The sequence below is a fragment of the Planctobacterium marinum genome (assembly GCF_036322805.1).
Lineage (GTDB): Bacteria > Pseudomonadota > Gammaproteobacteria > Enterobacterales > Alteromonadaceae > Planctobacterium > Planctobacterium marinum_A.
On record NZ_AP027272.1, the window covers coordinates 1,538,536 to 1,564,824 of the forward strand.

Below are 26,289 nucleotides of genomic sequence, written 5' to 3' on the forward strand. Positions count from 1 at the left end.
GAGGCTTATGCTGTCTCGCGTCCGGGCCAAAAGGGGGGGAAGGGGATCTCCCCTTCGGAAGTGATATATAAGCACCAAACTTAAAGATATACATTTATCTTTAAATCTGCGCTATCAAACGATTGACTCGCGGCAGTGAAGACTGCCGGATTCAACTATAAAAAAGATTAGTGCAGGATTCGGGTTTTAATCGTGCCGTTAATGGCTTGCAGCGCCTGGAAGGCATCTTCTGCGTGGTCGGTTTCTACATCAATAACCACATAACCAATATTTTCATTGGTTTGCAGGTACTGAGCCGCGATATTGACATTCATTTCCGTAAACGCCTGGTTGATTTGCGTTAGCACACCAGGAGCATTTTTGTGAATGTGCAACAGGCGAGAGCGACCGATGTGCTCTGGCAAAGATACTTCAGGAAAGTTAACCGCAGACAGTGTTGAACCATTGTCGCTGTATTTCGCAATTTTACCGGCTACTTCTTTACCGATATTCTCCTGTGCTTCTTGTGTGCTGCCTCCGACGTGGGGAGTGAGGATCACGTTGTCAAACTCGCGCAGTGGCGACACAAATTCTTCGCTGTTAGATTTCGGCTCTACCGGGAATACATCAATTGCGGCACCGCCAATTTTGTTAGCACGTAGTGCGTCTGCTAGAGCATCGATATCCACCACTGTACCTCTGGAGGCATTGATTAAAATCGCCCCTTGTTTCATCACTTCCAGCTCGGCAGCGCCAATCATATCTTTGGTAGACGGCGTTTCAGGTACATGCAGGGAGACCACATCGGATGTTTTCAATAGCTCAGTTAAAGAGGCCACTTGTTCGGCATTACCTAGCACCAACTTATCTTCAATGTCGTAAAAGCGCACTTTCATGCCCAGGTGCTCTGCCAAAATTGAAAGTTGTGTACCAATGTGTCCGTAACCGATGATACCCAGGGTTTTACCACGGGCCTCATAGCTACCCACCGCGCTTTTATCCCAGCCGCCATTGTGAGCATGAGCGTTTTTAGCCGGAATACCGCGTAACAACAGAATGATTTCACCTAGCACCAGTTCCGCCACAGAGCGAGTATTAGAAAATGGTGCATTGAAAACGGGAATGCCTCGGGCTTGTGTAGCAATCAGATCAACCTGGTTGGTGCCAATACAAAAACAACCTACTGCCACTAATTTAGATGCTGCAGCGACCACTTGTTCTGTGAGCTGGGTTCTGGAGCGGATACCGATAAAGTGCACATCGGCGACTTTTTCCATTAATTCTGCTTCAGGCAGGGAAGTCTTAAGGTATTCAATGTTGCTGTAACCTTGGTTTTTCAGGGTTTCCAGGGCACTCTGATGTACGCCTTCTAACAACAGGATTTTAATCTTATCTTTTGGGAGAGAAACTTTACTCATGGTGAATATACCTTGAAACTTCAATAGCTTAGCGAAAACAGAAACGCTATTCGTGGTTCGAATTCGCAGATAATGTAAATTAGATGTCTGGACGTCTAAAGTGGGTTGCGCAACAATAGCAAATTGCACGTGAACTGCAAGCCTTTATTTTGCAGGCAACCCATTATTTATTAATGTATAGAAAGGCCACATAACGGCAGGTTATTTAATGGTAACCACACCAGAATCTGTGCCCACCAACACAACGTTTGCCCCGCGTTTGGCAAATAAGCCATTAGTCACCACACCCACAATGGCATTGATTTGTTTTTCCAGTTCCACCGGATCCAGAATTTTGAGGTTGTGCACATCTAATATGACATTGCCGTTATCCGTGATAACACCCTCGCGATAAACGGGATCGCCACCTAGCTTTAACAGCTCTCTGGCAACATAGGAGCGAGCCATGGGGATAACTTCCACTGGTAAGGGGAACTTGCCCAGCATAGGTACCTGTTTGGTATCGTCAATAATGCAAATGAATTGGTCGGCCACAGCCGCAACGATTTTTTCGCGGGTAAGGGCTGCGCCACCTCCTTTGATCATGTGTTTGTGCTCAGTGATCTCATCAGCTCCGTCAACATAAATGTCAAAGTTGCCCACGCTATTTAAATCCATGACTTCAATGCCGAGTGCTTTGAGTCGTTTAGTGCTTTCTTCAGAGCTGGAAACGGCGGCCTGTATATCGTTTTTGATGTCCGCCAGCCCTTCGATAAAATAATTAACGGTGGAGCCTGTACCCACACCAACAATGCTGTCTGGTTGAACGTACGACAAGGCCGCTGCAGCCGCAGCGCGTTTTTTCTGATCCTGATCCATTTCTTTACTCGTTTTGAGGTGTATTTGAGGAAATTATACCGGGAATCTTGTACCAGCAAACCCCATTATCAGCAATTAATTATTCTGCTCGGGGTAATGATCTTATTAACTGGAATATCCCAATTTTCCTGAGGCAACGCGTCCACTTGCTGGCAATCGTGGGCGAGACCGATGAGGCTAATGTTTGCTTGCTGTTTAAGTGAAGATAGGGTGCGATCGTAATAACCACCGCCCATACCCAATCTATTGCCATTTAAGTCAAATCCCACTAGCGGGGTGAATATCAGTTGGTGTTGGGTCAATGGCACAATATCAGGCAGTTCACAGACGGGTTCATCAATACCGTATTGGTTGCTACACATCTTACTGTTGGCTGAGTATTGCAAGAACAGTAAATGACCTTTGGCGAATGGGTGGATAACCGGGAGAGAAGTTTTAACTCCTTTACTCCAACAATATTCAATCAATGGTTTGGGGTTTAGCTCACCATCATTGGCCAGATAAAAGGCGCAGATTTGAGCATTGTCTACGATATTATTGGCGACAATATTGTTCAGCAGTTTAATGCTGGCATCTTGTTGTTGCTCAGTGCTTAAAGATTGTCTGGCTTTTCTGAGTTGTTGGCGTAATTGTTTGCGTTCGGAATTGTTTGCCTGAATGACCACAGTAAGAATTAAGTTATTGTTTAGAGCAATGTTTATAACAGAGCACACTCAAAAAAACAAAGCCGCACTGAGGCGGCCTTGCAATCCAGGGAGGGTTCAACAGTCACTACCTGTTGTCCCTATTTGTTGAACAGTCACTACTTGTTAAATTGGGCATCAAGGCTGAATTTTTTGGCGCCATTAATACTTAGTACCAGGAAGCCACCCGCCATAGACAGATTTTTAAAGAAGTTTAAAAATTCCGCCTGGTCAGCGATGTTATTGTGGAAAACCAAGGCTGAAGCGATGGAGAATACCGCTAAACCAAGGGCCACCAGGCGTGTTTGAAAGCCCAGGATAAGGGCAAGTGCGCCGCCAATTTCAGCGAAAATAACCAGTGGCAACAATCCGCCGGGCACGCCCATCGCTTCCATCCAACCAGCTGTGCCTTCATAAGCGCTGATTTTGTTGCTGCCTGCCAATAAGAACAGCGTACTTAATAAGACTCGTGCAATTACATCGATAATAGAAGCCAGGGTACCATTTTGATCAAAAGTTAAGATTTCAGTTTTCATGTTTGTATCCTCAGAAAGTTAGTAATTTGTTTCGACGGTGATAATAATAGTTCTATCTAATAATTTTAAAAGCGCAATAAATTGCCTTGAATGTTCTAAAAAATAGAAATTATGAAGTGTTCGCTGTCAATTACTTGGAATCTTTGATTACCCGGTTTTCGATTTCGCCTAATTCCAATACACTGGCGTATAAGGCGTTGAAATTGGTCTACAGTGTAGATATTCAAATTAATGACAATAGGGAGTTGCTAATGAAAAAAGTCCTCATCGTTTTGCTTATCATCTTGATCGCCGCTGGTGGTTTTGTGTTTCTGGGGCTATCCGGTCTGGATGATCTGATCAAACAGCAGATTGAGACACAGGGAAGCAAGGTGACAAAAACCTCGGTGACCGTGAGCAAAGTTGAAACCAAGTTAACGGAAGCCAAAATCACCATCGGTGGGTTGGGCATTGCCAATCCCGAAGGCTATTCAGTTGATGATGCTTTTAAATTGAATACCGTGAGATTAGATCTGGGAACGTCCACCAGTGAGCCCTACGTCATTGAAGAGATACTGATTGATGCGCCAGAAGTACTGTACGAGCTAGGCAGTGCGGGTAAGGCTAACCTCATAACGCTTAAAGAAAATCTGCAAGCCTCATTACCGCAATCTGAAACCTCAGAGCCAACAGGCGAGGCTGCCAATCCACTTGTCAGCGTTAAGAAAATCAAGGTGCAAGCTGTTAAGCTGAAACTTAACTTACAAGCGCTCGATCTGGAGCAATTGCCAGACGACAAACGCCAGTTTGAGCTGACATTACCCACCTTCTATGCCGACGCCGTTGGTGTGCCGGATGGTATTCCAGCCGACCAGGTGGGCGCTGCAATTGTGGATGCTATGCTGGACAATCTAATCAAAGAGGGCAAACGCAAAGTGAAAGGGATTTTTGAAGACGAAGCCAAACAAAAGCTGGAAGAAGAAAAGCAAAAACTGGAAGAAAAAGCCAAAGAAAAACTGAAGGGGCTTTTGGGGGGCTAACTAGAGTCTTTCTGGCTTAGCGGGTTAATTTGGCGTATTGGCATTCCCTTGCCAATACGCCGATTCACTATTTTCAAGCTTGTAATTCCGCTTTCAAAGTGTGAGCAAGACTGAAAATATCGATACTTTTGCCCAACTCAAATTGCATTAGCGCCAGCATGCCGTGCATCAGCAATAGTATTTGTTGATATGACTCGGGATTTTTCATCAGGGCTTGTTGAGCGGCTTGTAAGCCTTGTTCTTCGTAAGTCTGCAACAGTGCAATGGAGTATTCTTCTGGTGTCTTGCTTCTCACTTTGGGGGTATAACCCAGCTCCTTTACCACCATTTCTGCCATCTTCCATACTGACCATGGGTTTTGACCAGTAATCAACTTGCCATCTTGGCTGACTTTCTCCAGATATGTTTTACCGGGTTTAAAGTTTGCCCCTTGCTCCACCAGTTTATCTTCTAACAAAAATGGAAAGATTTCTTTGGCATCAGGGATAATTATCAGCTCTTCCTCATTGGTAAAACCGCTGACACTTTTATCGGTTAATAACCAGTCGCCGTTGTCCAACTTAACATTCACCAACGCCGCCGGGCCGTGACATACCGCACTGACAACTTTCCCGTCCTGGTACATTTGTTTGGTAATGCGCTGAATGTCTGGATTATCAGGAAAATCAAACATGGTGCCTTTGCCGCCAACGTAATACACAGCTTCATAGTGCTCTGGGTCGATATCAGCCAATGGAATAGATTGGCTCAGTCGCTTTTGAATAGAGGCATCGTTTAAGAAGGCATAATCGTAAGCGCCCATATCTTCACCGTCCAACACTCGTGGCGGCTCACCACCAAGCGGGCTTGCAAACTCCACCTCAAAGCCATTGGCAACAAAGACATAATAGGCTCGCGCCAGTTCGGTATGTTCATAGCCTGTGTCTTTGTCGTCGCCCATCTTGTCAGTGCTGGTAAGTACCGCGAGTATCTTACCGCGGCTCTCTGGGATGTTTTCCATCACGTAAGGTAGGTCCTGTGTTTGGCTTTGTTTTAATACCTGAAAATGGGCTTTGTCTGGCAATAAGCTTTTTAACCAGCTTTTTCCACCGTGAAACAAGGCAGCACCAACCGTCACCAGGACAATCATTGAGATAAGGGTTTTCTTTAACATGTTTGACTCCCGAAACGAAAACGCTGTTAGCGTATCGGGAGCCGTGTGAAATGAGCGTGAAATAACCGGCGGGGGTAGTCGGCCCCTATTATTTTTTTACCTCAGTATCGTAGACTTTGGCAATGCCATTAAAAAAGGTTAAATAATAATTACTGATATGACTTTGTTCTGCCATAACTTGAGAGGTCCAAATCAAGTTTTCTGGTGTACTCTCTGCTAATAGTTTTGAGAAACGCTGAAAAGCAGAAAATTCGGGTTCACCTTCTTCATGTTGCGCGGCTATGGTCAGGTAAAGGTATGTTTGTTTTTGGAGCTTATGTTCTGATAACTGACTATAAATGCGCTTTGCGTCACCCTGTAAAGGGGGACTGGCGGCAATTACTCTTGAAAAGTGCTGTGGTTGGGTCGCTATTAAATCTAGTGCAAAGAATCCAGCCAGTGAGTGGCCATAGAGTATTGCACTGTCGCTGGCTCGGTAGTTCTCTGTTATATAACTACGCAGTTCACTGGTAATGAAATGGCGAAATGCTACTCGATTGTGAAACAGATCTTGCTCTCTCGCGCCATCTTCTTCTTTATTATTAATGGCGACAATAATCATTTCCGGGATATTGTTCAGCTCCTGATGCAAGCGGGTGGCTAGAATGGCATGGGGTAAATGTCGCTCGCCATCTAACAAATAGAGTGTTGCATAATCTTTATTCGTGCTCTGATAGCTCTTGGGAAGATAAACCGTGATACTCCTGTCTTGCGCAAGTTTCTCAGAGGGAACGACAAACTGTTTTACTTCGGCAATGTTAAGTTGCGTTACTTTTTCTGTTTGAGCAAGCACAGATGTTGATATCAGACAGGTTAAAAAAAGAACGTGTAGACAGTTGAGCATATAGGTTTGTTTCCCGATAGTAGTTAGATAGTGGGCAATTGAATCGGGGTTATATCACTGGCTAATGTAAAATAAATACCACATCGGTTAAGATGTTGTTTTTTTCAGACAAAAGACAGATTTTAGTGTGAACACCAAAAGCAATTCTGGTGTTAGTTACACAAAAAAGGCAGCCATTTTAGCTGCCTTGATTATGTTCTATTGCTTATCGATTAAAGCGCGTATGTGTCCATAAACAGCTTTTTGATGCGCTCTTCATCGACTTTCAATGCGGCTTGCATCACCGGGGCGTCTTCCCATTGGGGTGACATCATCTTATCCAGTGGAGCAAAGGTTGTTTGTCCGTAGCATAGCGGATCAGTAGCTACGCGGAACTTACCTTGCTTCATATCAAATAGGGTAGGGTCAATCACGTAGGCCAAAGCCATTGCATCGTGGAAATAACAGACTTCTTCGTCGGAATTCTGGAATACTTCTGAGTAGAATTTTGCGTAAAACTGTGCAGCTTGATGAACGAAGCCACCCAGCTTAGGGTTCACCTCCGCCAGTTTGCCCAAATATTCCTGGTTGTAAGAAACCGCATAGGTAACATCAAGGCCAATCATGGTCAGTGGCCAATCCGCTGAAAAAACGATATCTGCCGCGTGCGGATCATTCCAGATATTCGCCTCTGCTACAGGGGTGACATTACCAGGTACTTGCGCAGCACCGCCCATGATCACCACACCTTTTAATAGCTTGGTTATCTCAGGCTCCATCTTCAGCACCATGGCTAAATTAGTGAGTGGACCAATTGCCACCAGGGTAACTTCTCCGGGATATTGCTTAGCGGTGTCGATAATAAATTGCGCTGAACTGCGTGGGTCTATAGGTTTATCAGAAAGTTTTGGGTGAATATTGCCAAAACCATCGTCACCATGCACAAAGTGAGCGTAGCCTGATTCAGGACCCACCCAAGGTAATCCCAACCCTTCGCAAACAGGGATATCTTTTTCCGCAATATCACAAAGGGTAACTGCATTGCGAGCAGCCATCTTGACTGGCACATTACCAAATACCGAAGTGAGACCCAATACGTCTAGATCAGGTGACTGAAACGCGAAAAAGATGGCCATTGCGTCGTCGATACCCGGATCGGTATCAATGATAATTTTTTCTGCCATGTTGATTCCTTGTGTTTACGTAAAATAATTACCCTTGTTCGGCCAAAAACGCTTCGACTTCTTCAAGGGTAGGAATGGATTGTGCGGCACCCACTCGGGTAACAGCAACAGCAGATGCAGCACAGGCCTTACGGATGCACTGTGCAGGCTCAGACTCTTGCATGTAGCCCGCTAAAAAGTAACCAATAAAGGTGTCGCCAGCGGCAGTAGTATCTACCGCCTGTACTGAAAATGCTTCGGCAAAGGTATTGCCAGCATTTGTAATGAGTTTGGCGCCCTTGGCACCTAAGGTAATGATAACTGCAGTGTCAGGCAGCTCTTGTTTAAACCAGCCTTCCATCGCTTCAAGTTCATCGGTACCGGTTAGCGCTTCGGCTTCCACCTCATTAACAATCAGCAGATCAATTTTGTGCAACGGCAAGCTCTTTACCGACTCTGTCATTGGGGCGGGATTAAAAGCCACCTTGAGTTTTTGCTCATTAGCTTGTTCGATAACTTCAGCAATGGCATTAGTTTCGTTTTGCATCAATACCCAGTCGCCCGGTGACGCACCGTCTAATGCCTGGCGGATAAGGTCATCCGATAATTCGTGATTGGCGCCAGCAAACAAGATGATGGAGTTTTCACCGGAATCGGCCACCTGAATAATGGCATGCCCGCTGGGTGTTTCTGTGCCTCTGACATATTTGCAGTCAACGCCAGCTCTAATGAGAGACTGCTTCATGGAAAAGTCCGATTCATTGATTAAGCCGACATGTTTTATGTCCGTACCTGCTTTAGCCAGTGCGATAGACTGGTTGGCGCCTTTGCCACCTAGCAGTTTTTGATATTGTTTGGATGCCAGTGTCTCGCCTGGCTGCACAAAATGCTCTACCTGATACACGTGATCAATATTAATAGAGCCGAAATTGATTATCGCCATAGATTGTTCTTCACTCATTATTACGATTACTAACTGTAGAACATTTACTGCTTTTGAACTACGACAATTTCCCTTATTTTGCTCAAAACCTGACCATTTGGTCAAAATAAATTGTTCGTATGTTTCTTTTTTCTATTTATTAGAATTATATGACCGAATTAATGTGATTTTATTTCGTTAATCAAGAACGGATAATGGGTTCATCAAATACAAAAATTGAATCAGGAGAATTATTATGATGACTTATCGTCCCGCACAAGAAAGAGGTCAGGCAAACTTTGGTTGGCTGCAAAGCTATCACTCCTTTTCGTTTGGCAGTTATTACGATCCTAACCATACAGGACATGGCAAGTTGCTGGTGATTAATGACGATTATGTCGAGCCAGGTCAGGGTTTTGGTACTCATCCCCACCGCAACATGGAAATTCTGAGTTATGTGATGGAGGGCACTATTGCCCACAAGGATTCCGAGGGCAATGAATATCATGTACCTGCGGGAGACTTCCAATTAATGTCCGCTGGCAGTGGTATTACCCACAGTGAATTTAATCCATCGAAATCAGAAGCGTTGAAGTTTTTGCAAATCTGGATCACGCCAGATGTAACAGGCACTAAGCCGGGTTATCAGCAAAAGGCATTTAATCAATCGGGTCATACCCAATTGATTTTGTCACCTGATGGTGCCGATGGCAGTTTGGTGATCAAACAACAGGCTTGGTTAACCCGAGTGCGATTATCTCAAGGCGAGTCGTTAGATTTCACCTTGAATCGAACGCAGAACAGTTACGTGCAACTGGTTAGAGGCGAAGTCGTAATTAACGGGCAAACAATGCATCCCGGAGATGGTTTAAAGCTGCGTGACGAAAAGGATATTCAGGTATTGGCTAATTCAGATGATGTGGAGTTTCTGCTATTTGAGGTATAGATCTTACGTTAGCTGAAAAACCTATGTTGGACTGAAGTCCAACCCACATGAGCCAGCATTTCATGCGAATAATTTTATGTGTACGCAGAAAAGCAAAAGAGCGGAATATTCCGCTCTTTTTCATTCCCAAAATGTCGTCGTTCAGGGGTACCCAGAACCGTATAGTTCAGGGCGGAAGCATCGTTGCTACCGTAGGCTTCATGGTACTAGCCAGGCTTGCTCAATAGTAACAAAGTCAACTTCCTTAGATGTTAGCATCGGCTCGGGACATAACTGAACTAACAAACATCTCAGGAGTTTTTAGTTTAAAAGGAAATGGCGCGTTTTACAAAGGGGTTTGGGTTTGTTTGCGCAGTTTTCGTGCAAGCAATTGTAACTAAGGCCGTTTTTCTTTGAGGAATTGTGAAGCTTTGCTGGCGGCATCGGCAATCGCTGAGCCACCTGTGCGTTTGTTCAACTCTTTTTGGGGGGGATTTACCATGGCAGCAGCCTGACTTTCCGCTAAATGTTTAGCCGCTGCTTTGTCTTTTTCCTGCTGTTCTACAATGGAACGGCATAAATTTAACGCGGTCATCATAATGATGTCTTCGCGGTTAGTGAGCCCGGAGCCTTTTTTGGTAGCCTGCAGTTGCTGGTTTAACAAGTCTTCAGTTTGCTTCAGAACGGTTTCTTCACCCGATGGACAGCGCACCTTGTACTGGCGCCCAAAGAGGTTAATAAACTGCGTTTTGGATACTGTCATTGTTATTGTTCTGCCCGGAAAACCGTTTGTTTTTTAGATCTTGTTAATTTGATTGTGGATTATCGCATTAGTCTTTGCAACCTAATCAATTTACCACTTATTTCAAACACTATATGCGTTATGAAATCGCAATTTTCAATGGTAGGATATAAGCAAATAACGAAGTGGATTTGTTTTGTCAGACAAAGAGTTAAGTTTTGAACAAATAGCCAATGAATTGTTGGCTAATAAAGTGAGCAGTGATCCGGCTGAATTACACGGCATTTTGTGTGGCATGGTATCTGGTGGAATGAGTCTGGATAACCAGGACTGGATCAATAGTCTGTCGGATTTCATCAATACTGGCGAAAAATTTCCTGCCGAAATAGAAACCCTGATCTTTCAGGTGTTCGAAGCCTCTTGCACGCAATTGTTGGACGGCGAGTTTTCTTTTCAGTTGTTGTTACCCGAAGATGCTGCCCCCATTAGCGAACGAGCACAGAGCTTGATCTCGTGGGTGCAGGGTTTCTTATTGGGATTTGGCGTGCAACAGGAAGGGCAACATAGCTTGTCTGACGAAGTTAAAGAGGCCTTAAGCGACTTTGCTGAAATCGCTCGTATGGAAAGTGATATGCCAGAGTCGGAAGAGTCAGAACAAGCACTATTCGAAGTGGAAGAATATGTGCGCATCTCAGCTATGCTGTGTTTTGGCGAATTGGGCAAAACCGGTGAAACCGACCTCTCTTCCTTTAGAACCATTCATTAATACGCTGTTATGATAAGCAAAAGCGAACTGTTAAGCCGTCGACAAGCTTTGGTGGCGCAATTGCCCGCCAATTCAGTTGTCATTTTACCCTCTGCGCAAGAAGTCACTCGCAGCAACGATACCGAGTATTTGTTTCGTCAAAATAGCTACTTCTGGTATTTCACTGGCTTTGCTGAGCCTGATGCCTGTTTGGTGTTGAGCAATCTGGAAGGCGAGTTTCAAGACTTTGTATTTTGTCGCGATAGCGATCGCCAGGCGGAAATCTGGCAAGGACGCAGGTTGGGAGTAGAGCAGGCCGCACAGACGCTGGGTATTGCAGAAAGCTATGACATCAGCGATTTACCAGAAGCTTTATTGTCCTTATTAGACGGCAGTGAACAGTTATATTTTTCCCTTGGCGATGACGCCGAAATGGAGCAAATGGTACTGAGTACGGTTGAAGCGCTGCGTAAAGCGCCGAAACAATCCAAAAAAGCACCAGTGGCCATTATTGAGCCCAAACCGCTAATGGATGAAATGCGCTTGTTTAAGTCTGAAGCTGAACTTGAAGTCATGCGTAAGGCGGCGGCCATTTCGGTCAGTGCACATAAAAGAGCTATGGCATTTTGTACTCCAGGCGTGATGGAATACCAATTAGAAGCGGAAATTCACCACGAGTTTGCTATGCAAGGAGCGCGTCAACCTGCCTACAATACTATTGTAGGAGCTGGCGATAACGCCTGTATATTGCATTATACAGAAAACAGCGATGTCATTGAGGATGGCGAATTGGTGCTCATTGATGCCGGTGCTGAGTTACAGGGCTATGCCGCGGATATTACCCGCACGTTTCCTGGTAGTGGCCGCTTTAGTGAAGAGCAAGAATTGCTCTACAACATTGTGCTGGCAGCACAGGAAATCGCGTTTAAGCACATTAAACCCGGCAATAGCCTCAAAGCTGCCGCCGATGCCGCAATTGAAGTGATCACCTCCGGTTTGGTGGAGCTTGGCTTGCTAACGGGTGAAGTGTTGGAAAATATTGCTGAGCAAAAACATCGGCAGTTTTACATGCACGGTCTTGGACATTGGTTGGGCCTGGATGTGCACGATGTGGGTGATTACAAGCGCAACGGGGAAGATCGGGCTTTCGAACCCGGTATGGTTTTAACCGTTGAGCCGGGCATTTACGTGGCACCAGACGCGGATGTCGATGCCCGTTGGCGCGGTATTGGTATTCGCATTGAAGATAATATTCTGGTAACAGAAACAGGCTTTGAGAACCTGACCCAAGGCTTGCCCAGAACCGTCGATGAAATTGAACAGTTTATGGCGCGCTCTTAAGAGGGGATCATGTCTGAAGTGACACCGCAGCAAACATTTGATTTGGTGATTTCCGGTGGCGGAGCGACTGGCTGGTCTTTGCTGTTGTCTCTGCAAACCATGCTACCTGCTGATAAACCCCTAAAAGTCGCGTTTATCGATAGTTTTGATCCCAATAAGGCGCAACCTCACCCGGGCTTTGACGCCCGAGCCTTAGCATTGTCAAAACAAACTTTGCAGTTTTTTAAAACAATGGGTATTGCCGACGATATTGCCAAGCGCGGCACAGCCATAAAAACCATACAGGTTAGTGATAAAGGTGCTGCTGGGCAAGTCCGACTGCATCACAGCGATTATCACGAAACAGAGCTGGGCATGGTGATGGAAGCTCAGGATTTGGGGGCCGTTTTACTGGAATGTGCTGAACGCAATTTACAAGAACAAGCCCTAAGTCATATTGAGCTTGTACGTTTGCAACCAGACAAAATTCAGTTAGCAGAAACCAGGCGAGACAGCATTCAGATAACCACGGAAAGTGGTCATCGCTTAACTACGCAGCTGCTGGTATTAGCGGAAGGCACGCAATCCAGCTCTAAAGCGTTTTTTAATATCGATGTAACCCAAAAAAACTATCAACAACACGCGATTATCGCCAATGTGGTGACAGAGCTACCACCCAATAACACCGCGTTTGAGCGCTTCACGGCATCTGGCCCCTTGGCTTTTTTACCTATGACAGAGCAGCGCAGCGGCGTTGTCTGGTCTGTGGCCTCTGCCGATGTTGAACAACTGCTGGCATTAGATGATGATAACTTTATCCAGCAATTACAAACTCAGTTTGGACAGCGCTTAGGCAAAATAATAAAGGTGGGTAAACGCCAGTCTTACCCGCTTAATTTGCTGAAAAGCGACGATAGTTTCAGTCACCGAGTAGTGTGCATTGGCAATGCAGCTCAAACGCTACACCCTATTGCGGGACAAGGATTTAATCTGGCGCTAAGGGATGCCTGGCAGTTGGCGAAATGCATTGCGAATACAGTGCAACAAAAGCAAGATATTGGTGCCTATCAAAGCCTTTGCCAGTTCAAGGCCGAGCGCAAGCAGGACCAGCAGCAAACGATTTTGTTAACCGACTCACTGGTACACCTGTTCTCCAACAACAATGCATTGTTGAGGGCTGGCAGAAACATCGGCTTATTGCTGATGAACAACAAACAAAAGTTAAAGGACGGTTTCGCTAGAATTGCCATGGGGCAGCGCAGCGGAGCACAGCTATGATGAAACAAAAAGATATCGTAATTGTCGGAGCCGGTATGGTGGGCTTAACCTGTGCTTTAGCGTTGGCGCCTTCCGGGTTAAAGGTTGCCGTCATTGATGCCGCTGAAAAAAGTGCCGCACCCGCTGGCGAGCCTGAGCTGCGGGTGAGCGCTGTCAGTAAAGCCAGCCAATCTATATTCGAAAACTTAGGCGTGTGGCAACACCTCAATACCCAACGTATCACGCCTTACACTGCAATGCAGGTGTGGGAGCAAGATAGTTTTGCCCGTATTGGTTTTAAAGCCGCTGATGTTTTTACCAATGATTTAGGCCATATCATCGAAAATCGCAATGTTACTGCGGCACTGACTCATGTGGTTGAGCGTACTGACAATGTCGAACTTATCACTGGCGTTAAGATTGACAAGTTATCGCTGGGACAAGGCACACAGGTATTACAGTTAGCCGATGGGGAGTTGTTGACCTGTCGTTTTGTTATCGGTGCCGATGGTGCCAACTCCATGGTGGGTAAAGTGGCCAATTTTGCCCAAACCTGGTGGGACTACGATCAAAAAGCCATTGTTGCAACGGTGCAAACTCAATTGCCTCATGAGTATACCGCCAGGCAGGTGTTTACTCCCCACGGTCCACTGGCATTACTGCCACTTTGGCAACCCGAACAATGCTCTATCGTTTGGTCGCAAAGTACCGACAAAGCCAACGAATTATTGAGCCTGGACGAGTCAGATTTCAACAAAGCCCTGGCAACCACCTTTGATATGCAGGCTGGCCAGATAAAACTGTGTTCAGCACGTCAGTGCTTTCCTTTAAAAATGCGTTATGCCAGACAGTGGTTGGGCGAGGGAGCTATGGTGATCGGAGATGCCGCCCATACCATACATCCGCTTGCCGGGCAGGGTGCTAACCTGGGGCTTCTGGATGCTGCCAGCGTTGCCGAACAGATTTGCCAGCTGGTGGAAGAGGATAAAGACTTTACGCAAGTGCGCTATTTGCGACCTGTAGAGCGCTGGCGCAAGGCCGAAGCGGCGAAGATGGTGGCCAGTATGGAGACCTTTAAACGTTTGTTTTCCGGTGAGCAGCCTTTGAAGAAGCTTATTCGTGGCGCCGGCATGTCGCTGGTTAATGAGATCACGCCACTAAAATCCGACATTATCAAGCAAGCCATGGGGATCTCTGGTAAGTTGCCAGAATTAGCTGTTAAAGCCTCTTAAACAGCTACGTTCTATGGCGCACTTTGAATAAGCTTCTCAATAAGCTTGATGCGGTGTCGATTCTCTTGAGAATCTGTCATGGCGATCACCAAGGGCTTTTTATACAAACTTGTTAAAAGCTCAATGCCTTCCAACGAGTGTTTTTCTGCAATGTAGCCCATGACCAATGGATCGGTAATGGCAAATTGATGCCGTCTGGCATGTAGCTTTTTGGCGAGTAATATCTCGTTGTCGGCGTAAAACACGTTATCTGGATAACGCCTTGCCGCTTGTGTAATGGACTCAGGGTAAACGTATGTGCGCACCAAGCCTACAGTTCCATCTTTAAACAGCGTTTCCACATCGGAGAAGCTGGCTTGAGTATTTTCCATTTTCAATACCGCCACTTCAGACCAGGCAATCGGAGGGGAAGCAATAAAGCCTTTTCTTACTTCTTCTGGCCAGGCGGGAAAATAGCCCAGATAGCCTGTTTCTGTGGCTTGCTTTTGCGCCCGGGACCATGGGTAAAACTCGACTAACAAAGTAATGCTTTGTTCGCCGAGTAATGATTTTAAGCGCTGAACGGCATTGCCCTCGTTTATCATTTCAGCACCTGAATAAGGTTGCCAGTTCAAGGAGGTAACAAACCAAGTTTCTTTCGCCGTGGCAAAGTGAGGAATGCTTATAAGTACGACTAAAAATAACCGGAAGGATTTAGTTTTTTTCCAAGCACTAACCATGATCAGCTCTTTTTAACATTTAATTAAAAGTGTAGCCGAGAGATGGAAATCACCCAAAAAAGTGACGAAAAATGCAATGATTAACTTCACAAAAATACAATTAAGATATTCAGCTCACTCTTTACCGGTTCATTTGCATTATTCCAGTTGCAAGTCGGTTTCCGAGAGACAATACTGAATAAAATCCTCTCGGAGCAGCACTATGAAAGTTACCTCATCGTTGAGTTCACAGAAAAAACGTATGGCTAATTGCCAGATTGTCCGCCGGCGTGGACGAGTGTATGTACTAAATAAATCCAATCCGAGATTTCAGGCGAGGCAGGGCAGTTCAATGCATCCCAATCAGGGCCGAGCTTCCCATGCTAATGCAGCGCAGAATACAGGCTCGCCGTTAAGTAATACCGGGCGAAAATCTCATGCCGAAGATTAAATTGATATCAGTGTAAAAAGACCAGAATAAAAAAGGCCAGCATTTGCTGGCCTTTGTCATTTCTCAGGTTTTTTAACCTCTGGCGTTATTTAACCTTCATGCCCGGCTGTGCACCTTCGTGGGGTTCTAATATCCACAGGTCTTGACCGCCAGGTCCGGCAGCGAGCACCATGCCTTCTGACATGCCAAAACGCATTTTGCGAGGTGCCAGGTTGGCCACCATTACGGTCATTTTGCCCACCAGATCTTCCGGCTGATAAGCACTCTTGATACCTGCGAATACCTGACGAGTTTCACCGCCAAGATCCAGTTCAAAACGCAATAGTTTATCGGCACCTTCAACGTGCTCTGCTTTGGCGATGCGGGCAACCCGCAAGTCTACTTTGGCAAAATCGGCAAATTCGATAGTCTCGCCAATGGGATCTTTGGCCAATGGGCTATCGGGATCAACCGTCACTTTCGCTTGTAAATCTTCTTTGGAGGCTTCCACCATCTTCTCCACTTTTTCAGCGTCAATGCGTTGCATCAAGGCTTTAAATTTATTGATATTGTGGCCTAATAACGGGCTTTGAATTCCTGACCAGGTGAGTTCACTATTGAGGAACTGCTCGGTCTTTTCAGCTAACACCGGCAGTACGGGTTTCAGCCAGGTCATCAAAATACGGAACAGGTTGATACCTAAAGAACACACCTGATGGGTTTGTTCTTGCAGGTTCTCGTCTTTTATCGTTACCCAGGGAGCTTGTGCATCAATGTATTGGTTGGCTTTATCAGCCAGTGCCATGATATCTCGAATCGCCTTGTGGTATTGACGCCCCTCAAACGATTGCGCAATGCCCTCGGATGCCGCCTGGAACTCTTCAAGTAGTCCAGTTTCGGGCAGGTTGGCAGCTAATTTGCCATCAAACCTTTTACTGATAAAACCCGCACAGCGACTGGCGATATTCACCACTTTACCCACCAGGTCGGCGTTATTTTTCTGTACGAAGTCTTCGAAATTCAGGTCGATATCGGTGACGCCATCATTGAGTTTTGAGGCAAAGTAATAACGCAGGTATTCCGGCTCAAGATGATCCAGATAGGTACGGGCTTTGATAAAGGTACCTTTGGACTTTGACATTTTTGCGCCGTTCACAGTGACAAAACCGTGCACGTTAACCCCGGTGGGTTTGCGCAATTCAGCAGCTTCCAGCATGGCAGGCCAGAACAGACAGTGGAAGTAGGTAATGTCTTTACCGATAAAGTGGTAAAGCTCAGCATCACTGTCTTTGTTCCAGAAGCTATCAAAGTCGAGATTGTTGCTGGCACAGAAATTCTTAAAGCTGGCCATGTAGCCTACTGGCGCATCTACCCAAACATAAAAGAACTTGTTGGGCGCACCTGGGATCTCAAAACCAAAATAAGGGGCATCACGGCTGATGTCCCATTGCTGCAAGCCTTGCTCAAACCACTCTTGCAGCTTGTTGGCGATTTCTGCTTGTACCGAAGAGCCCTTTAACCAGTCTTGCAACATGTCTTCGAATTGTGGCAAATCAAAGAAGTAATGCTCAGAGTCTTTCAGTACCGGCTCAGCACCTGATACCACAGACTTGGGATTTTTCAGTTCCGTGGGGCTGTAGGTGGCACCACAACTATCACAGCTATCGCCGTTTTGATCTTCAGCGCCACATTGTGGGCAAGTACCTTTTACAAAGCGATCCGGTAAAAACATCTGTTTTTCCGGGTCAAACAACTGGCTGATAGTACGCTGCTTGATATAGCCGCGCTCTTTAGCGCGCAGATACACCATCTCACACAGCTCTTTGTTTTCTTCAGAGTGGGTGTTGTGATAGTTGTCGTAAGAGACTAAAAAATCCGCCAAATCTTGCTGGTGCTCAGCTTGGGTACGGCGCACCATTTCTTCGGGCGTAATGCCTAACTCAGCCGCTTTTAACATCACGGGCGTGCCGTGGGCATCGTCGGCGCAAACACTGTAACATTCGTGTCCACGCAGTTTTTGGAATCGTGTCCAGATATCAGTCTGGATGTGCTCAAGCAAATGGCCAAGGTGAATAGAGCCATTGGCGTAAGGTAAAGCACTGGTTACCAGAATTTTACGCGTTTCTGTGGTCATGATTACCTGAATGGGTTATTGAATAAAGAGGGCGAGAGTTTACAGAAAAAAACGCCTGATTTCATCTCGCAAGAGACGCTTATTTCGCATAATTAATGCACTTATTGGCGATATTTATGGAACAGTGGGAAAAATCGGTTGACGTGCTGCTTTGAGCATTTGATCATTAGCGCAATTAATTACCAATATAAGAGACGCTCCACGCATGAGGCTTTGCGATAAGGACATAATCAGATATCTGAAGGATGGTGCTATTAGCATCTCTCCCACACCTGAAGAAAACATGATCAGCGGGGTTACCGTTGATATTCGTTTAGGTAATAAGTTTCGCGTGTTTGAAGATCACCAGGCGCCTTACATTGACTTAAGCGGCCCTAAAGCCGAAGTTGCCGCGCAGCTTGAAGCGGTGATGAGTGACGAGATTGAGCTGGAAGACGGCAAAGCCTTTTTCCTGCATCCCGGTGAACTCGCGCTTGCGGTTACTTATGAGTCAGTAACGCTACCGGCTAACATTGTAGGTTGGTTAGATGGCCGTTCCTCCCTGGCGCGCTTAGGCTTAATGGTACATGTTACTGCGCACCGAATTGATCCGGGCTGGTCTGGCAACATCGTATTGGAATTTTTTAATAGCGGTAAACTGCCCCTGGCATTGCGCCCTAAAATGAAAATTGGCGCACTGAGCTTTGAGGTGTTATCTGATTATGCTGAGCGGCCCTACAACGCCCGCCTTGATGCGAAATACAAGGGCCAAGATGGTGCAATTGCCAGTCGGATCAGCGATGATGAAAAGGGCGATTCTTAACCGCCAGCTCTTTGTTTTACTTGCGGTGGCACTGATACAAGCCTGTGCCACCGTGGCCCCTGTGTCGGTAGACTTTCAGCCGGAGCAATACGACGCTTTCTTTCCAGGTTTTGAAAACGTAGAAACCATCCCCCAAGACACCATTTTTTATCTCAACGATAAAAGCAAAGCCTATGTGCGAGAGCGGGCTGCTATGGCTGAAACCAGCGAAGATAAAGCGTTAACTCTGATCAACGATCTAATGTCGCCATCACAGTTAGCACTGGACTACGTCTATGGTGCTAATACCGTTGCTCAGGAAACCTTTGATAACGGTACAGCTAATTGTTTGAGTCTCACTATCCTGGCTTACGCCATGGCCCAAGAGGCAGAGCTAGATGTGCGCTTTCAGGAAGTGTTTGAACAAGAGTCGTGGAATCAGGCGGGAGAGTTTGATTTAGCCAACGGCCACGTCAATTTATTAGTGGCGAGAAAACCACGCTTTAGTTTTGTGCCGGGCATGGTGTCGCAAAGGCGCACCTACACCGTTGATTTTTTCCCGGAATCCAGAGAGGGTAGGGCGAAGACCAAGGAGCTGAGCAAAACCCAGATTGAGTCCTATTTTTATTCTAACATTGGTGCGCGCGCCATGATCGACGGGCAGTACAATCGCGCATGGGCGAATTTTCGCATTGCGCTGAGTTTATTTCCACAAGACTCCTCCGCCTGGAACAATTTGGCTTTGCTGTTGAGCCGACAAGGCGCATTGAATGAAGCCATTGTGGCATTGCAAACGGCAACCGAGTTAGATAATAAAAACACTTCCGCATGGGAAAATCTGGCGGGCATGTTGAAAAAGTCCGGCGACACTGAGGCTGCAGAGAACATCTCAGAGAGACTCAACCGTATCCGCCTGGACAACCCTAATCATCATGTTCGCCTGGGCAACCGGCATTTTCTCAATGAAGACTGGCAGGAGGCTGAAAACGCTTACCGCAAAAGCCTGCGTTTGCAAAATAATAACCACTTAGCTTGGTTTGGGTTAGCTAAAGTCGCTGCCCAAGCAGGTGATGAGCAGCAGGTGCGGGAGTATCTGAGTAAAGCCAAAGAGAGCGCCAATAGCGAAGGTTTCGCCCGTCGCTATGCGCGTAAACTACACGCCCTTAATGAGACGCTTTAAGCTTCTCTATCTCTGCCCAAAGCTCTTCGGCTTCGGCAGTCAGCATGGAATAAGTTTTAATATCGCCACGACGCTGCGCCAGCATAGCTTTCTCTAGCTTGGCATCGTATTGCTTGCGTAATTTCTTAGTGGGATCTGATTTAAATAAACCGAACATACTCGTCACTCTTAGTTTTTTAACGGATTACGACACCAGCACCACAAAGGATCAATGCAGCCCATCACTGATGAATGTTTCATCAGTCAGTGCTAAAAGGCGTGTTTAGTGATTGCAATTCAAAAATTTTTGAGTAATATGTGCGGCCTTCGGTCGGTGTGTGGCGCAGCTTGGTAGCGCACTGTCATGGGGTGTCAGGGGTCGGAGGTTCAAATCCTCTCACACCGACCAAACTTCTCTTTTTAGACACCCAATATTCACTCTCTATCTCCTGTGGGTCGAACCTTAGTTCGACGGTTATCTGTTATAGTCCGGATCTACCCACTTAACGGGAGATGGATAATCATCTTACTCTGTTAATGATAAAGAACTCTATGAAAGTTGCACAAAAAATCCGGTGAACTTTCGAACACCGGATTTTGAATAATTTCATTTTGCTGAAGGTTAAGTTCCAACGAACCTAAACAGATCGTTACTGGTTACCCACCTTCAAGACAACACATATTAAAAAGCGTAGCGCAGGCTTACACTGTAAAAATCGGCATCATCAGCTACACCATAACTCAAGCCGGCGGCAAAGTTGTCGGTGAAGTAATAGCGTCCATCAATTGTGAAGGTCGTGTCGTCTTCTTCAACATCAATATAGGCAATCGACCCGCCAAGCTCAAAGGCATCAGTTAACATTGAACGTGCGCCAACGGTAATGCCATAGCCGTTGTCACTTTCAGATTCACCAAGTGCAGAAGCATCAACGTATTCGTATGAGAGCGTGGCAAAAAAATCGGTTGTCGCTGAAATTCCGTAGCGGTAGCCTACGCCCGCGGAGATGGTATCCAGATCGATGTCAACACCAAAAACATCTTCACTTAATGCATTGTAATCAGCCAGCAGAAAGATATTTTCAGTTATCAAAGCGGAACCTGACAAGGCAAAGCCATCTGGTTCAAAATCAGTGTCATCAATCTCCGCTTTAACATAGCTTAGTTCAACCAAATTCCAGTCTGGAGATTTCGCGAAAGCAGAACCAGAAAATAACAACGCAATGGAAAGGCCTAAAAGTGACTTCTTCATAAAAATTTTCCTTAAAAGTGTGTGTTAAAACCGGTCATCTTGACCGGGAGCGCATTATAACCACTTGCAAAACGCTGTAAATGAGCAAACAGCAAGTAATTATTTCTGCGTTTATATTTGTCTTACAAAGCATATAAATCAGGGATGAGGAGTATGTGGCTACTAATCTTAATCACAGCTTAACGTTTGATAAATTCTTACCTGTGCGCATTAATTCAAATACAAAAGTTATCGCAAAAACGGTTTTTAAACCGGTATCAAATATCGCTGGCCTGTGGCGTAAGTTCCTGACATTTTCAAAAATAATAAATAGGGACATAGCCTTATTTGTTATAGTTTGGCTCTTCTTTTCTTACTTGGAGGCCTGAGTTCTGCAAATCTGGCAGGACATCAACAGTATTTACGGTAATGTCACAACGGCATTGGAGCATAAATATAACAAGTCTTTTAATAAACAGATCAAGTCTGCGGAGCTAAGGCTCATGTCGGAAGATGAGATGTTTCAAGAGTTACAACAATATCGTGAAAAGCGCGCCATTTAATCTGAGCTGACCTGAATGCTGCCTCAGAAGCTCAAAATCAGATGATAAAAATGGTCATTGGCGCTGCTAAGCAGGCACCTGGATTACACCTTGTTGTTTGATTTTTGGGTGTCAGGGGGCGGAGGTTCAAATCCTCTCACACCGACCAAATTCTCTTCTAATGACACCCAATATTCACTCTCCATCTCTTGTAGGTTGAACTTGAGCACCAGGGATAGTGTAAATGCCGATTTTGCAGGAGCAAAAATCCGCTAGTTCGACGATTATCTGTAACATTCCTCTTTTGGGATTCAAAAACAATCAAACATGTTTATCTTGCTTGGCAGTAATTGCTGTGAGGCGTCTATGTTGTTTTTTCTAGAACAAAAATCGGCCAGTTCAACAGTCACTTTCAGGATTTACCTGCTAAATTGGCTTTGGCAACAAATCACGCTCAATCATTTAACTTGTTAAGTTCAGCGAGCAAATAGCTTAAGTTAGCAGGCGCAAAATCAAAGCCTTCGCCACTTTCTGAAGGCAATAGGTTGGAAACAATCCCTACCACTCGGCGTTGTTGGTCTAGTACCGGGCTGCCACTGAGGCCTCTTAGGCTGGCTAAATCCAGGTCTGGCATAGTTATACGCAGGTTGGTATCAGTGGATTTTATGTATTTTCCCGGATAAGCGTCCTGGCGACAGGTGGTTTTGGTGGAATAACTGCAGCCATAGGCCGTCAGGGACTCTCCCTCTTCAATTGGGGCTTCACGCAGGCGCAATACCTGTAAGTTGGAGTGGTTTTCTTTCACTTCAAAGATTAACCAATCTTTACTGAGCACTTTCATGTCCAGGGCTTCTTGTCTGGATTCATTCAATAACCTTCCCAACTTTACATATTGTTCGGGTGAATGGTTGGGGTAGATTCGCCAGTCAGATATATGTCCTTCGATAGTTACTGAATTCATTGAGGCCGATTTAGCCTCAAGTAAGGCGTGTTTTACAGTCAATGCGTATAGCTTGTCGCGGTATTCAATCAGAAAACCATTACCGACAAATGGCTTTTCTTTGGTTTCATCCTGATATTGAATGTGATTAATACCAGAAAACTGCAGCGCTTGAGGTTGACTACCACCCAGCTGTTCCAGCCAGGCTAAGGTTTGTTCAGCTATACGGTGATCAAAGCGCTCGCCGGGTTGCGACGGGTTAAAGGCGCGATTGGCTCTTGCGGTGTCATATTCTGATTTTGTGTCGTAGCGCATAAAGGCATGTTCAGCCCCTTCGATTTCAATTGCTTTGCTCTTGGGGTTTGACGATAAATTGGCTAAATCAAATGCCCAGTTCTTTTCAATCGCCTGAATATCCAGACTGCCATGCATCATAAATACGGGGGCCTCTATCGAGTGCCAAAGTTCGGTAAAATTATAGCGATTTAAATCACGGAAAAAGCTGTAATGTCGATCAATAACTCGCTCTCCGTCAATATTGAGCAGCCGAGCGTTGATGGCCTTTTGGGTTGCTGGATGTTGGGTAATTTCCAGCCAGTCTTTATCACTGTTCAGCCACATGTTTAGCACGGGCTCCATCAGGTTTTTATTGCGTTTTGCTTGTACCTCAGAAGCATCAAAGTGTTTGACTGACTGCAACTCATATATGTCGAGCATGTAATCATACCAAGGCTTTAGTACACCGCCGTAACCAACTATACCTGTAACGGGTTCGCGATTAGCCACCACCGCGGAGTGCAATACACCTAAACTGTGCCCCCATAAATACACCTTTTCTGAGTCCACATATGGCTTTTGTTTTAATGCTTTTAGCGCCTGAGTGAAGGCATTGGTTTCGGTGCTAAAGTCGATAACATTACAGTGCTGCACTGATTGGCTGTCGCCAACTCCCGGTTTTTCTACTCTGAATACTACATAGCCCGCTGCTGCAAACTGCTCAACAAGCTGCTTTGTTGTCGCTTCAGGTGTTATGCCCATGTCGATTGAACCACAGGTATATCCCTGGATAAAGAAAATGGCAGGGGCCTTACCATGCTCTCCCGCTGGTCGATAGGTGATTGACCTCAGTTGGTTATCCTTGTAAGTGACTGATTCGTACAACACATCGGCATGCCCACTGACTTCATAGGGCCTGGGCTGCATAGTGCCTGTGCGCGTTATGGTTTCGCCGTCTCGTTCAAAAGTAACAGCGATGCTTTGTTGGGATTTGAGTGGTTGAACTACAGATAACAACTCAGAGAAATTACTCAAATTCTGGTTATTAATACTAAGGATTTTGTCACCTGCCTGTAAGCCCAGTGATGAGGCGGTACTGTTGGCTAAAACTCGTTGTAAAACCACTGAACGCTCGCCATTGGCCTGCTCTGGCAGCACACCTAACAGCGTACCTCTGATTAATTCTTCTGCGTTTGCCATGAAGCACAATAAAATTAATAGCGACCCGAAAATGTTGAATAAGACTCGTTTTAATATCATTTAGAAATAGTCCTTGTCAGAAAGTAAGAAGCGGTTTGTAGCGATACCAGAGGCTGATTAGTGAGCCTCAATATCGTGTTGCGAATAGTTGCGTGGTGCTCAGCACCGTATTCCGATAGCAATTGTTGAATGAGGGTTTCGATATGATGTTTGCCATACACATAAGTGATCACCTGAACTGGCCAGCGTTTGATCCGCGCTAACTCTCGACGGCCAATGGACATGCGATCTGGCAAATAGTGCCGCCATTGCGCCAGGGCTTGTTCATCCGTCCAGCCTTCAAAGTGGATTCCGATATCAATGAGCACTCGCAACGCTCGTAACACGCGCCACTCAAGCGCATAATGCAGACTGCTCGCTTGCTCAAATACACCAAGTTGCTCACCCAAGGTTTCAACGTATGCTGCCCACCCTTCTGCCGTCACCAGGGGCAAAGGGAAAAACGTTGAGACGGGGCAAAATGATTGCTGTCGAGACACATAAGATTGCAAGTGATGGCCCGGGAGGGCCTCGTGCAAATATAACCAATCTACACTTTCAGCTGGGAAATTCTGATCTGTGAAATGGTAGTAAAAGGTTTGATTGTCATTGTTATAGATACCGGGCGCAGGGAAGCTTTTGGGTAAATTAGAGGGTTTTATCCTCACTGGAGGGATTGCGGGTAGCGTTCCAAATACCTGTTCCAGGTGGTTTACGATTTGCTGTTCTGTTTTCTTAAAAGCGTGAACTATGCTGTCGTGCTGAGAGCGAGAGAAGCCTGACGGCGGTTTTTTGGCTACCCTGTCCTGAAGAGCCAGGTACTGAGGGTGCGCCCGGCTCAATTCCTCATGCGCGATGAATTTCAATTGTTCAATTTGTGATGTAATCGATGACCGTTCTGTGTCCAGCAGTAACCATGAATTCAACCAGTGTACGTACCATTGTTTTCCGTTTGGTAGGTCAGACATGCGCCCTGAATAATTGGTGTCCTCTGGCAGGGCATTCATTAACTTTACCCTGTTGTGCAGCAAGTTTAGATGAGTTTTTAGATTGTCTTGTCGAAGCTGCTCGCAACCGTCCTCAGGCTGCAATTCAGAGAGGCTTTTATGCCACTCCATTATGGTAGTGGCATGCAGATTAAAGTGCGACTGGTTATCTTTGAGCCATGCGGAAAAATCCAGTCGGGGTTGCAGAAAAGGCGTTTCAGAAATAGCCCTTTCTAGTTTTTTTAAAACAATATCGGAATTCGATTCTGCTTGTGTTGAACAACCCAGTAATAGCCAAATCGCTGCAAGGCATATTCCGAGCAAGCGATGTTTTTGGTGAACTGAGACATTGCCCTGCTTGTATGGGGTCGTATTCATAGGCGATTATTAACTCAGCTTGGTAAACGGTTTTAGCTTTAAATTCTGTTACTTCATTAATTCGTATTATCGTTGAAGGGGCCACGAAATCGGGTATCAAATGAGGTTCGATAGAAGGTCCATTTACCGTTATGCTTTTTCATCAGACTTGCAAAATGGCCGACGAATTTTGTTGGTGGCTGGTCAGGATGATAAAAATGCTCTTCTTTAACCTGGCGTACATAGGCAAGATCACCCAATACATCGATGCTGATAGGATCGACTTTACTAAATGTTGCATAATTTCCTGCATGCAACCAATCGCTAACTAAAGACAGGTATTCTGCCCGACTGCGCAGACTTTTTTTGTCTCCTGCCATGTACCAGTTTGTAAAGTCAGGGTGAAATAATTCGGCGTATGCTTCATAGCCAACTTGTTTAGGGGCAAGGGCAACAAATCGATTGAGTTCGATGATTTCTAATTGCTCTTCGCTCCAATTCTGTTCGCTAGCCGAATGCTTATCAGGCGCCGCAATACTCGAACTCAAAAAAAGTGAGCCAAAAATTAATGTAAAGATAGAAAAAGCCAAGGTTTTCACGCTGCAACCCTTGTTATTATTGATGTAGAGAAACTAACTGTTGCCATCATGAATGTGTTAATTTCGGCTGAGGTTTACGTTTTTCTGAACATATTTAACTACATTC

24 protein-coding genes, 1 tRNA gene, 1 other RNA gene and 1 pseudogene are annotated in these 26,289 nt (G+C 45.6%); 10 read left to right on the forward strand and 17 right to left on the reverse strand.

Features of this window, described 5'->3' with window-relative positions:
* Positions 1-167: 167 nt before the first annotated feature.
* From serA to AABA75_RS06870, 4 genes are all read right to left on the reverse strand, one after another.
* Complete coding sequence (serA, locus tag AABA75_RS06855; protein WP_338291827.1) at positions 168-1,397, reverse strand: phosphoglycerate dehydrogenase; 1,230 nt, start codon at positions 1,395-1,397, stop codon at positions 168-170.
* A gap of 201 nt (positions 1,398-1,598) precedes the next feature.
* The gene (rpiA, locus tag AABA75_RS06860; protein ID WP_338291829.1) at positions 1,599-2,255 is read right to left on the reverse strand and encodes a ribose-5-phosphate isomerase RpiA; all 657 of its coding nucleotides are present in this window, start codon (positions 2,253-2,255) and stop codon (positions 1,599-1,601) included.
* 68 nt (positions 2,256-2,323) lie between these two features.
* Positions 2,324-2,968, reverse strand: a complete 645-nt coding sequence (locus tag AABA75_RS06865; protein ID WP_338291830.1) for a 5-formyltetrahydrofolate cyclo-ligase — start codon at positions 2,966-2,968, stop codon at positions 2,324-2,326.
* A gap of 89 nt (positions 2,969-3,057) precedes the next feature.
* A complete protein-coding gene (locus tag AABA75_RS06870) occupies positions 3,058-3,474 on the reverse strand; it encodes a DoxX family protein (RefSeq protein WP_338291831.1) in 417 nt (138 codons plus the stop codon).
* Between the two features lie 251 nt (positions 3,475-3,725).
* On the opposite strand from AABA75_RS06870, the gene AABA75_RS06875 reads away from it, so the two are divergent.
* Entirely contained in the window at positions 3,726-4,493 is a 768-nt protein-coding gene (locus tag AABA75_RS06875) for a hypothetical protein (RefSeq protein ID WP_338291832.1), read from the forward strand.
* A gap of 73 nt (positions 4,494-4,566) precedes the next feature.
* Here AABA75_RS06875 and AABA75_RS06880 read toward each other — a convergent pair whose 3' ends face one another.
* The 4 genes from AABA75_RS06880 to AABA75_RS06895 all read right to left on the reverse strand — a co-directional run bounded on the left by AABA75_RS06880 (position 4,567) and on the right by AABA75_RS06895 (position 8,614).
* Positions 4,567-5,646, reverse strand: coding sequence for a type 1 glutamine amidotransferase domain-containing protein (locus AABA75_RS06880; RefSeq protein WP_338291833.1), 1,080 nt, complete (start codon positions 5,644-5,646; stop codon positions 4,567-4,569).
* Between the two features lie 88 nt (positions 5,647-5,734).
* On the reverse strand, positions 5,735-6,478 hold the full coding sequence (locus tag AABA75_RS06885; RefSeq protein WP_338291835.1) for an alpha/beta hydrolase: 744 nt from the start codon (positions 6,476-6,478) through the stop codon (positions 5,735-5,737).
* A gap of 263 nt (positions 6,479-6,741) precedes the next feature.
* Positions 6,742-7,692, reverse strand: coding sequence for a nucleoside hydrolase (locus tag AABA75_RS06890; protein WP_338291836.1), 951 nt, complete (start codon positions 7,690-7,692; stop codon positions 6,742-6,744).
* Positions 7,693-7,720: 28 nt separating this feature from the next.
* Positions 7,721-8,614 carry a ribokinase gene (locus tag AABA75_RS06895; RefSeq protein WP_338294818.1) on the reverse strand — a complete coding sequence of 298 codons (894 nt, stop codon included), beginning with the start codon at positions 8,612-8,614 and terminating at the stop codon, positions 7,721-7,723.
* A gap of 235 nt (positions 8,615-8,849) precedes the next feature.
* Between AABA75_RS06895 and AABA75_RS06900 the strand changes: the two genes are divergently transcribed.
* Positions 8,850-9,539 carry a pirin family protein gene (locus AABA75_RS06900; RefSeq protein WP_338291837.1) on the forward strand — a complete coding sequence of 230 codons (690 nt, stop codon included), beginning with the start codon at positions 8,850-8,852 and terminating at the stop codon, positions 9,537-9,539.
* A 119-nt stretch (positions 9,540-9,658) separates the two neighbouring features.
* On the opposite strand, the gene ssrS is transcribed toward AABA75_RS06900, so the two are convergent.
* Positions 9,659-9,839, reverse strand: a non-coding RNA gene (gene ssrS, locus AABA75_RS06905) — 6S RNA.
* Between the two features lie 76 nt (positions 9,840-9,915).
* The gene (locus AABA75_RS06910) at positions 9,916-10,281 is read right to left on the reverse strand and encodes a cell division protein ZapA (RefSeq protein WP_338291838.1); all 366 of its coding nucleotides are present in this window, start codon (positions 10,279-10,281) and stop codon (positions 9,916-9,918) included.
* A 175-nt stretch (positions 10,282-10,456) separates the two neighbouring features.
* Between AABA75_RS06910 and AABA75_RS06915 the strand changes: the two genes are divergently transcribed.
* From AABA75_RS06915 to AABA75_RS06930, 4 genes are read left to right on the forward strand one after another with little or no spacing between them, the layout of a single operon-like run.
* Complete coding sequence (locus AABA75_RS06915; RefSeq protein ID WP_338291839.1) at positions 10,457-11,026, forward strand: UPF0149 family protein; 570 nt, start codon at positions 10,457-10,459, stop codon at positions 11,024-11,026.
* A 9-nt stretch (positions 11,027-11,035) separates the two neighbouring features.
* Positions 11,036-12,346 carry a Xaa-Pro aminopeptidase gene (pepP, locus tag AABA75_RS06920; RefSeq protein ID WP_338291840.1) on the forward strand — a complete coding sequence of 437 codons (1,311 nt, stop codon included), beginning with the start codon at positions 11,036-11,038 and terminating at the stop codon, positions 12,344-12,346.
* A gap of 9 nt (positions 12,347-12,355) precedes the next feature.
* Positions 12,356-13,603, forward strand: a complete 1,248-nt coding sequence (gene ubiH, locus AABA75_RS06925) for a 2-octaprenyl-6-methoxyphenyl hydroxylase (protein ID WP_338291841.1) — start codon at positions 12,356-12,358, stop codon at positions 13,601-13,603.
* On the forward strand, positions 13,600-14,814 hold the full coding sequence (locus AABA75_RS06930; protein ID WP_338291842.1) for an FAD-dependent oxidoreductase: 1,215 nt from the start codon (positions 13,600-13,602) through the stop codon (positions 14,812-14,814). The genes ubiH and AABA75_RS06930 overlap by 4 nt, the downstream gene beginning before the upstream one ends.
* 11 nt (positions 14,815-14,825) lie before the next feature.
* Here AABA75_RS06930 and AABA75_RS06935 read toward each other — a convergent pair whose 3' ends face one another.
* On the reverse strand, positions 14,826-15,533 hold the full coding sequence (locus tag AABA75_RS06935) for a hypothetical protein (RefSeq protein ID WP_338291843.1): 708 nt from the start codon (positions 15,531-15,533) through the stop codon (positions 14,826-14,828).
* Positions 15,534-15,735: 202 nt separating this feature from the next.
* On the opposite strand from AABA75_RS06935, the pseudogene ykgO reads away from it, so the two are divergent.
* Positions 15,736-15,858: pseudogene (ykgO, locus tag AABA75_RS06940) on the forward strand (type B 50S ribosomal protein L36); the annotation flags it as partial.
* A gap of 190 nt (positions 15,859-16,048) precedes the next feature.
* On the opposite strand, the gene metG reads toward ykgO, so the two are convergent.
* Positions 16,049-18,076, reverse strand: coding sequence for a methionine--tRNA ligase (gene metG, locus AABA75_RS06945; RefSeq protein WP_338291845.1), 2,028 nt, complete (start codon positions 18,074-18,076; stop codon positions 16,049-16,051).
* A 205-nt stretch (positions 18,077-18,281) separates the two neighbouring features.
* On the opposite strand from metG, the gene dcd reads away from it, so the two are divergent.
* Both dcd and AABA75_RS06955 read left to right on the forward strand, forming a co-directional pair.
* Positions 18,282-18,878 carry a dCTP deaminase gene (gene dcd / locus AABA75_RS06950; protein WP_338291846.1) on the forward strand — a complete coding sequence of 199 codons (597 nt, stop codon included), beginning with the start codon at positions 18,282-18,284 and terminating at the stop codon, positions 18,876-18,878.
* Positions 18,856-20,037 (forward strand): tetratricopeptide repeat protein, encoded by a 1,182-nt coding sequence (locus AABA75_RS06955; RefSeq protein ID WP_338291847.1) that lies wholly within the window; start codon positions 18,856-18,858, stop codon positions 20,035-20,037. Before dcd ends, AABA75_RS06955 begins: the two co-directional genes overlap by 23 nt.
* Here the strand turns inward: AABA75_RS06955 and AABA75_RS06960 are convergent.
* Positions 20,021-20,194 carry a DUF6435 family protein gene (locus AABA75_RS06960; RefSeq protein WP_338291848.1) on the reverse strand — a complete coding sequence of 58 codons (174 nt, stop codon included), beginning with the start codon at positions 20,192-20,194 and terminating at the stop codon, positions 20,021-20,023. The genes AABA75_RS06955 and AABA75_RS06960 overlap by 17 nt on opposite strands.
* 154 nt (positions 20,195-20,348) lie before the next feature.
* Between AABA75_RS06960 and AABA75_RS06965 the strand changes: the two genes are divergently transcribed.
* Positions 20,349-20,425: transfer RNA gene (locus AABA75_RS06965), tRNA-Pro, on the forward strand.
* A gap of 273 nt (positions 20,426-20,698) precedes the next feature.
* Here AABA75_RS06965 and AABA75_RS06970 read toward each other — a convergent pair.
* The 4 genes from AABA75_RS06970 to AABA75_RS06985 all read right to left on the reverse strand — a co-directional run bounded on the left by AABA75_RS06970 (position 20,699) and on the right by AABA75_RS06985 (position 26,183).
* A complete protein-coding gene (locus AABA75_RS06970; RefSeq protein ID WP_338291849.1) occupies positions 20,699-21,265 on the reverse strand; it encodes an outer membrane beta-barrel protein in 567 nt (188 codons plus the stop codon).
* 975 nt (positions 21,266-22,240) lie between these two features.
* Positions 22,241-24,202, reverse strand: a complete 1,962-nt coding sequence (locus tag AABA75_RS06975) for a PDZ domain-containing protein (protein ID WP_338291850.1) — start codon at positions 24,200-24,202, stop codon at positions 22,241-22,243.
* 56 nt (positions 24,203-24,258) lie between these two features.
* The gene (locus AABA75_RS06980) at positions 24,259-25,605 is read right to left on the reverse strand and encodes a DUF885 family protein (protein WP_338291851.1); all 1,347 of its coding nucleotides are present in this window, start codon (positions 25,603-25,605) and stop codon (positions 24,259-24,261) included.
* 56 nt (positions 25,606-25,661) lie between these two features.
* On the reverse strand, positions 25,662-26,183 hold the full coding sequence (locus AABA75_RS06985) for a nuclear transport factor 2 family protein (protein ID WP_338291852.1): 522 nt from the start codon (positions 26,181-26,183) through the stop codon (positions 25,662-25,664).
* Between the last annotated feature and the right edge of the window lie 106 nt (positions 26,184-26,289).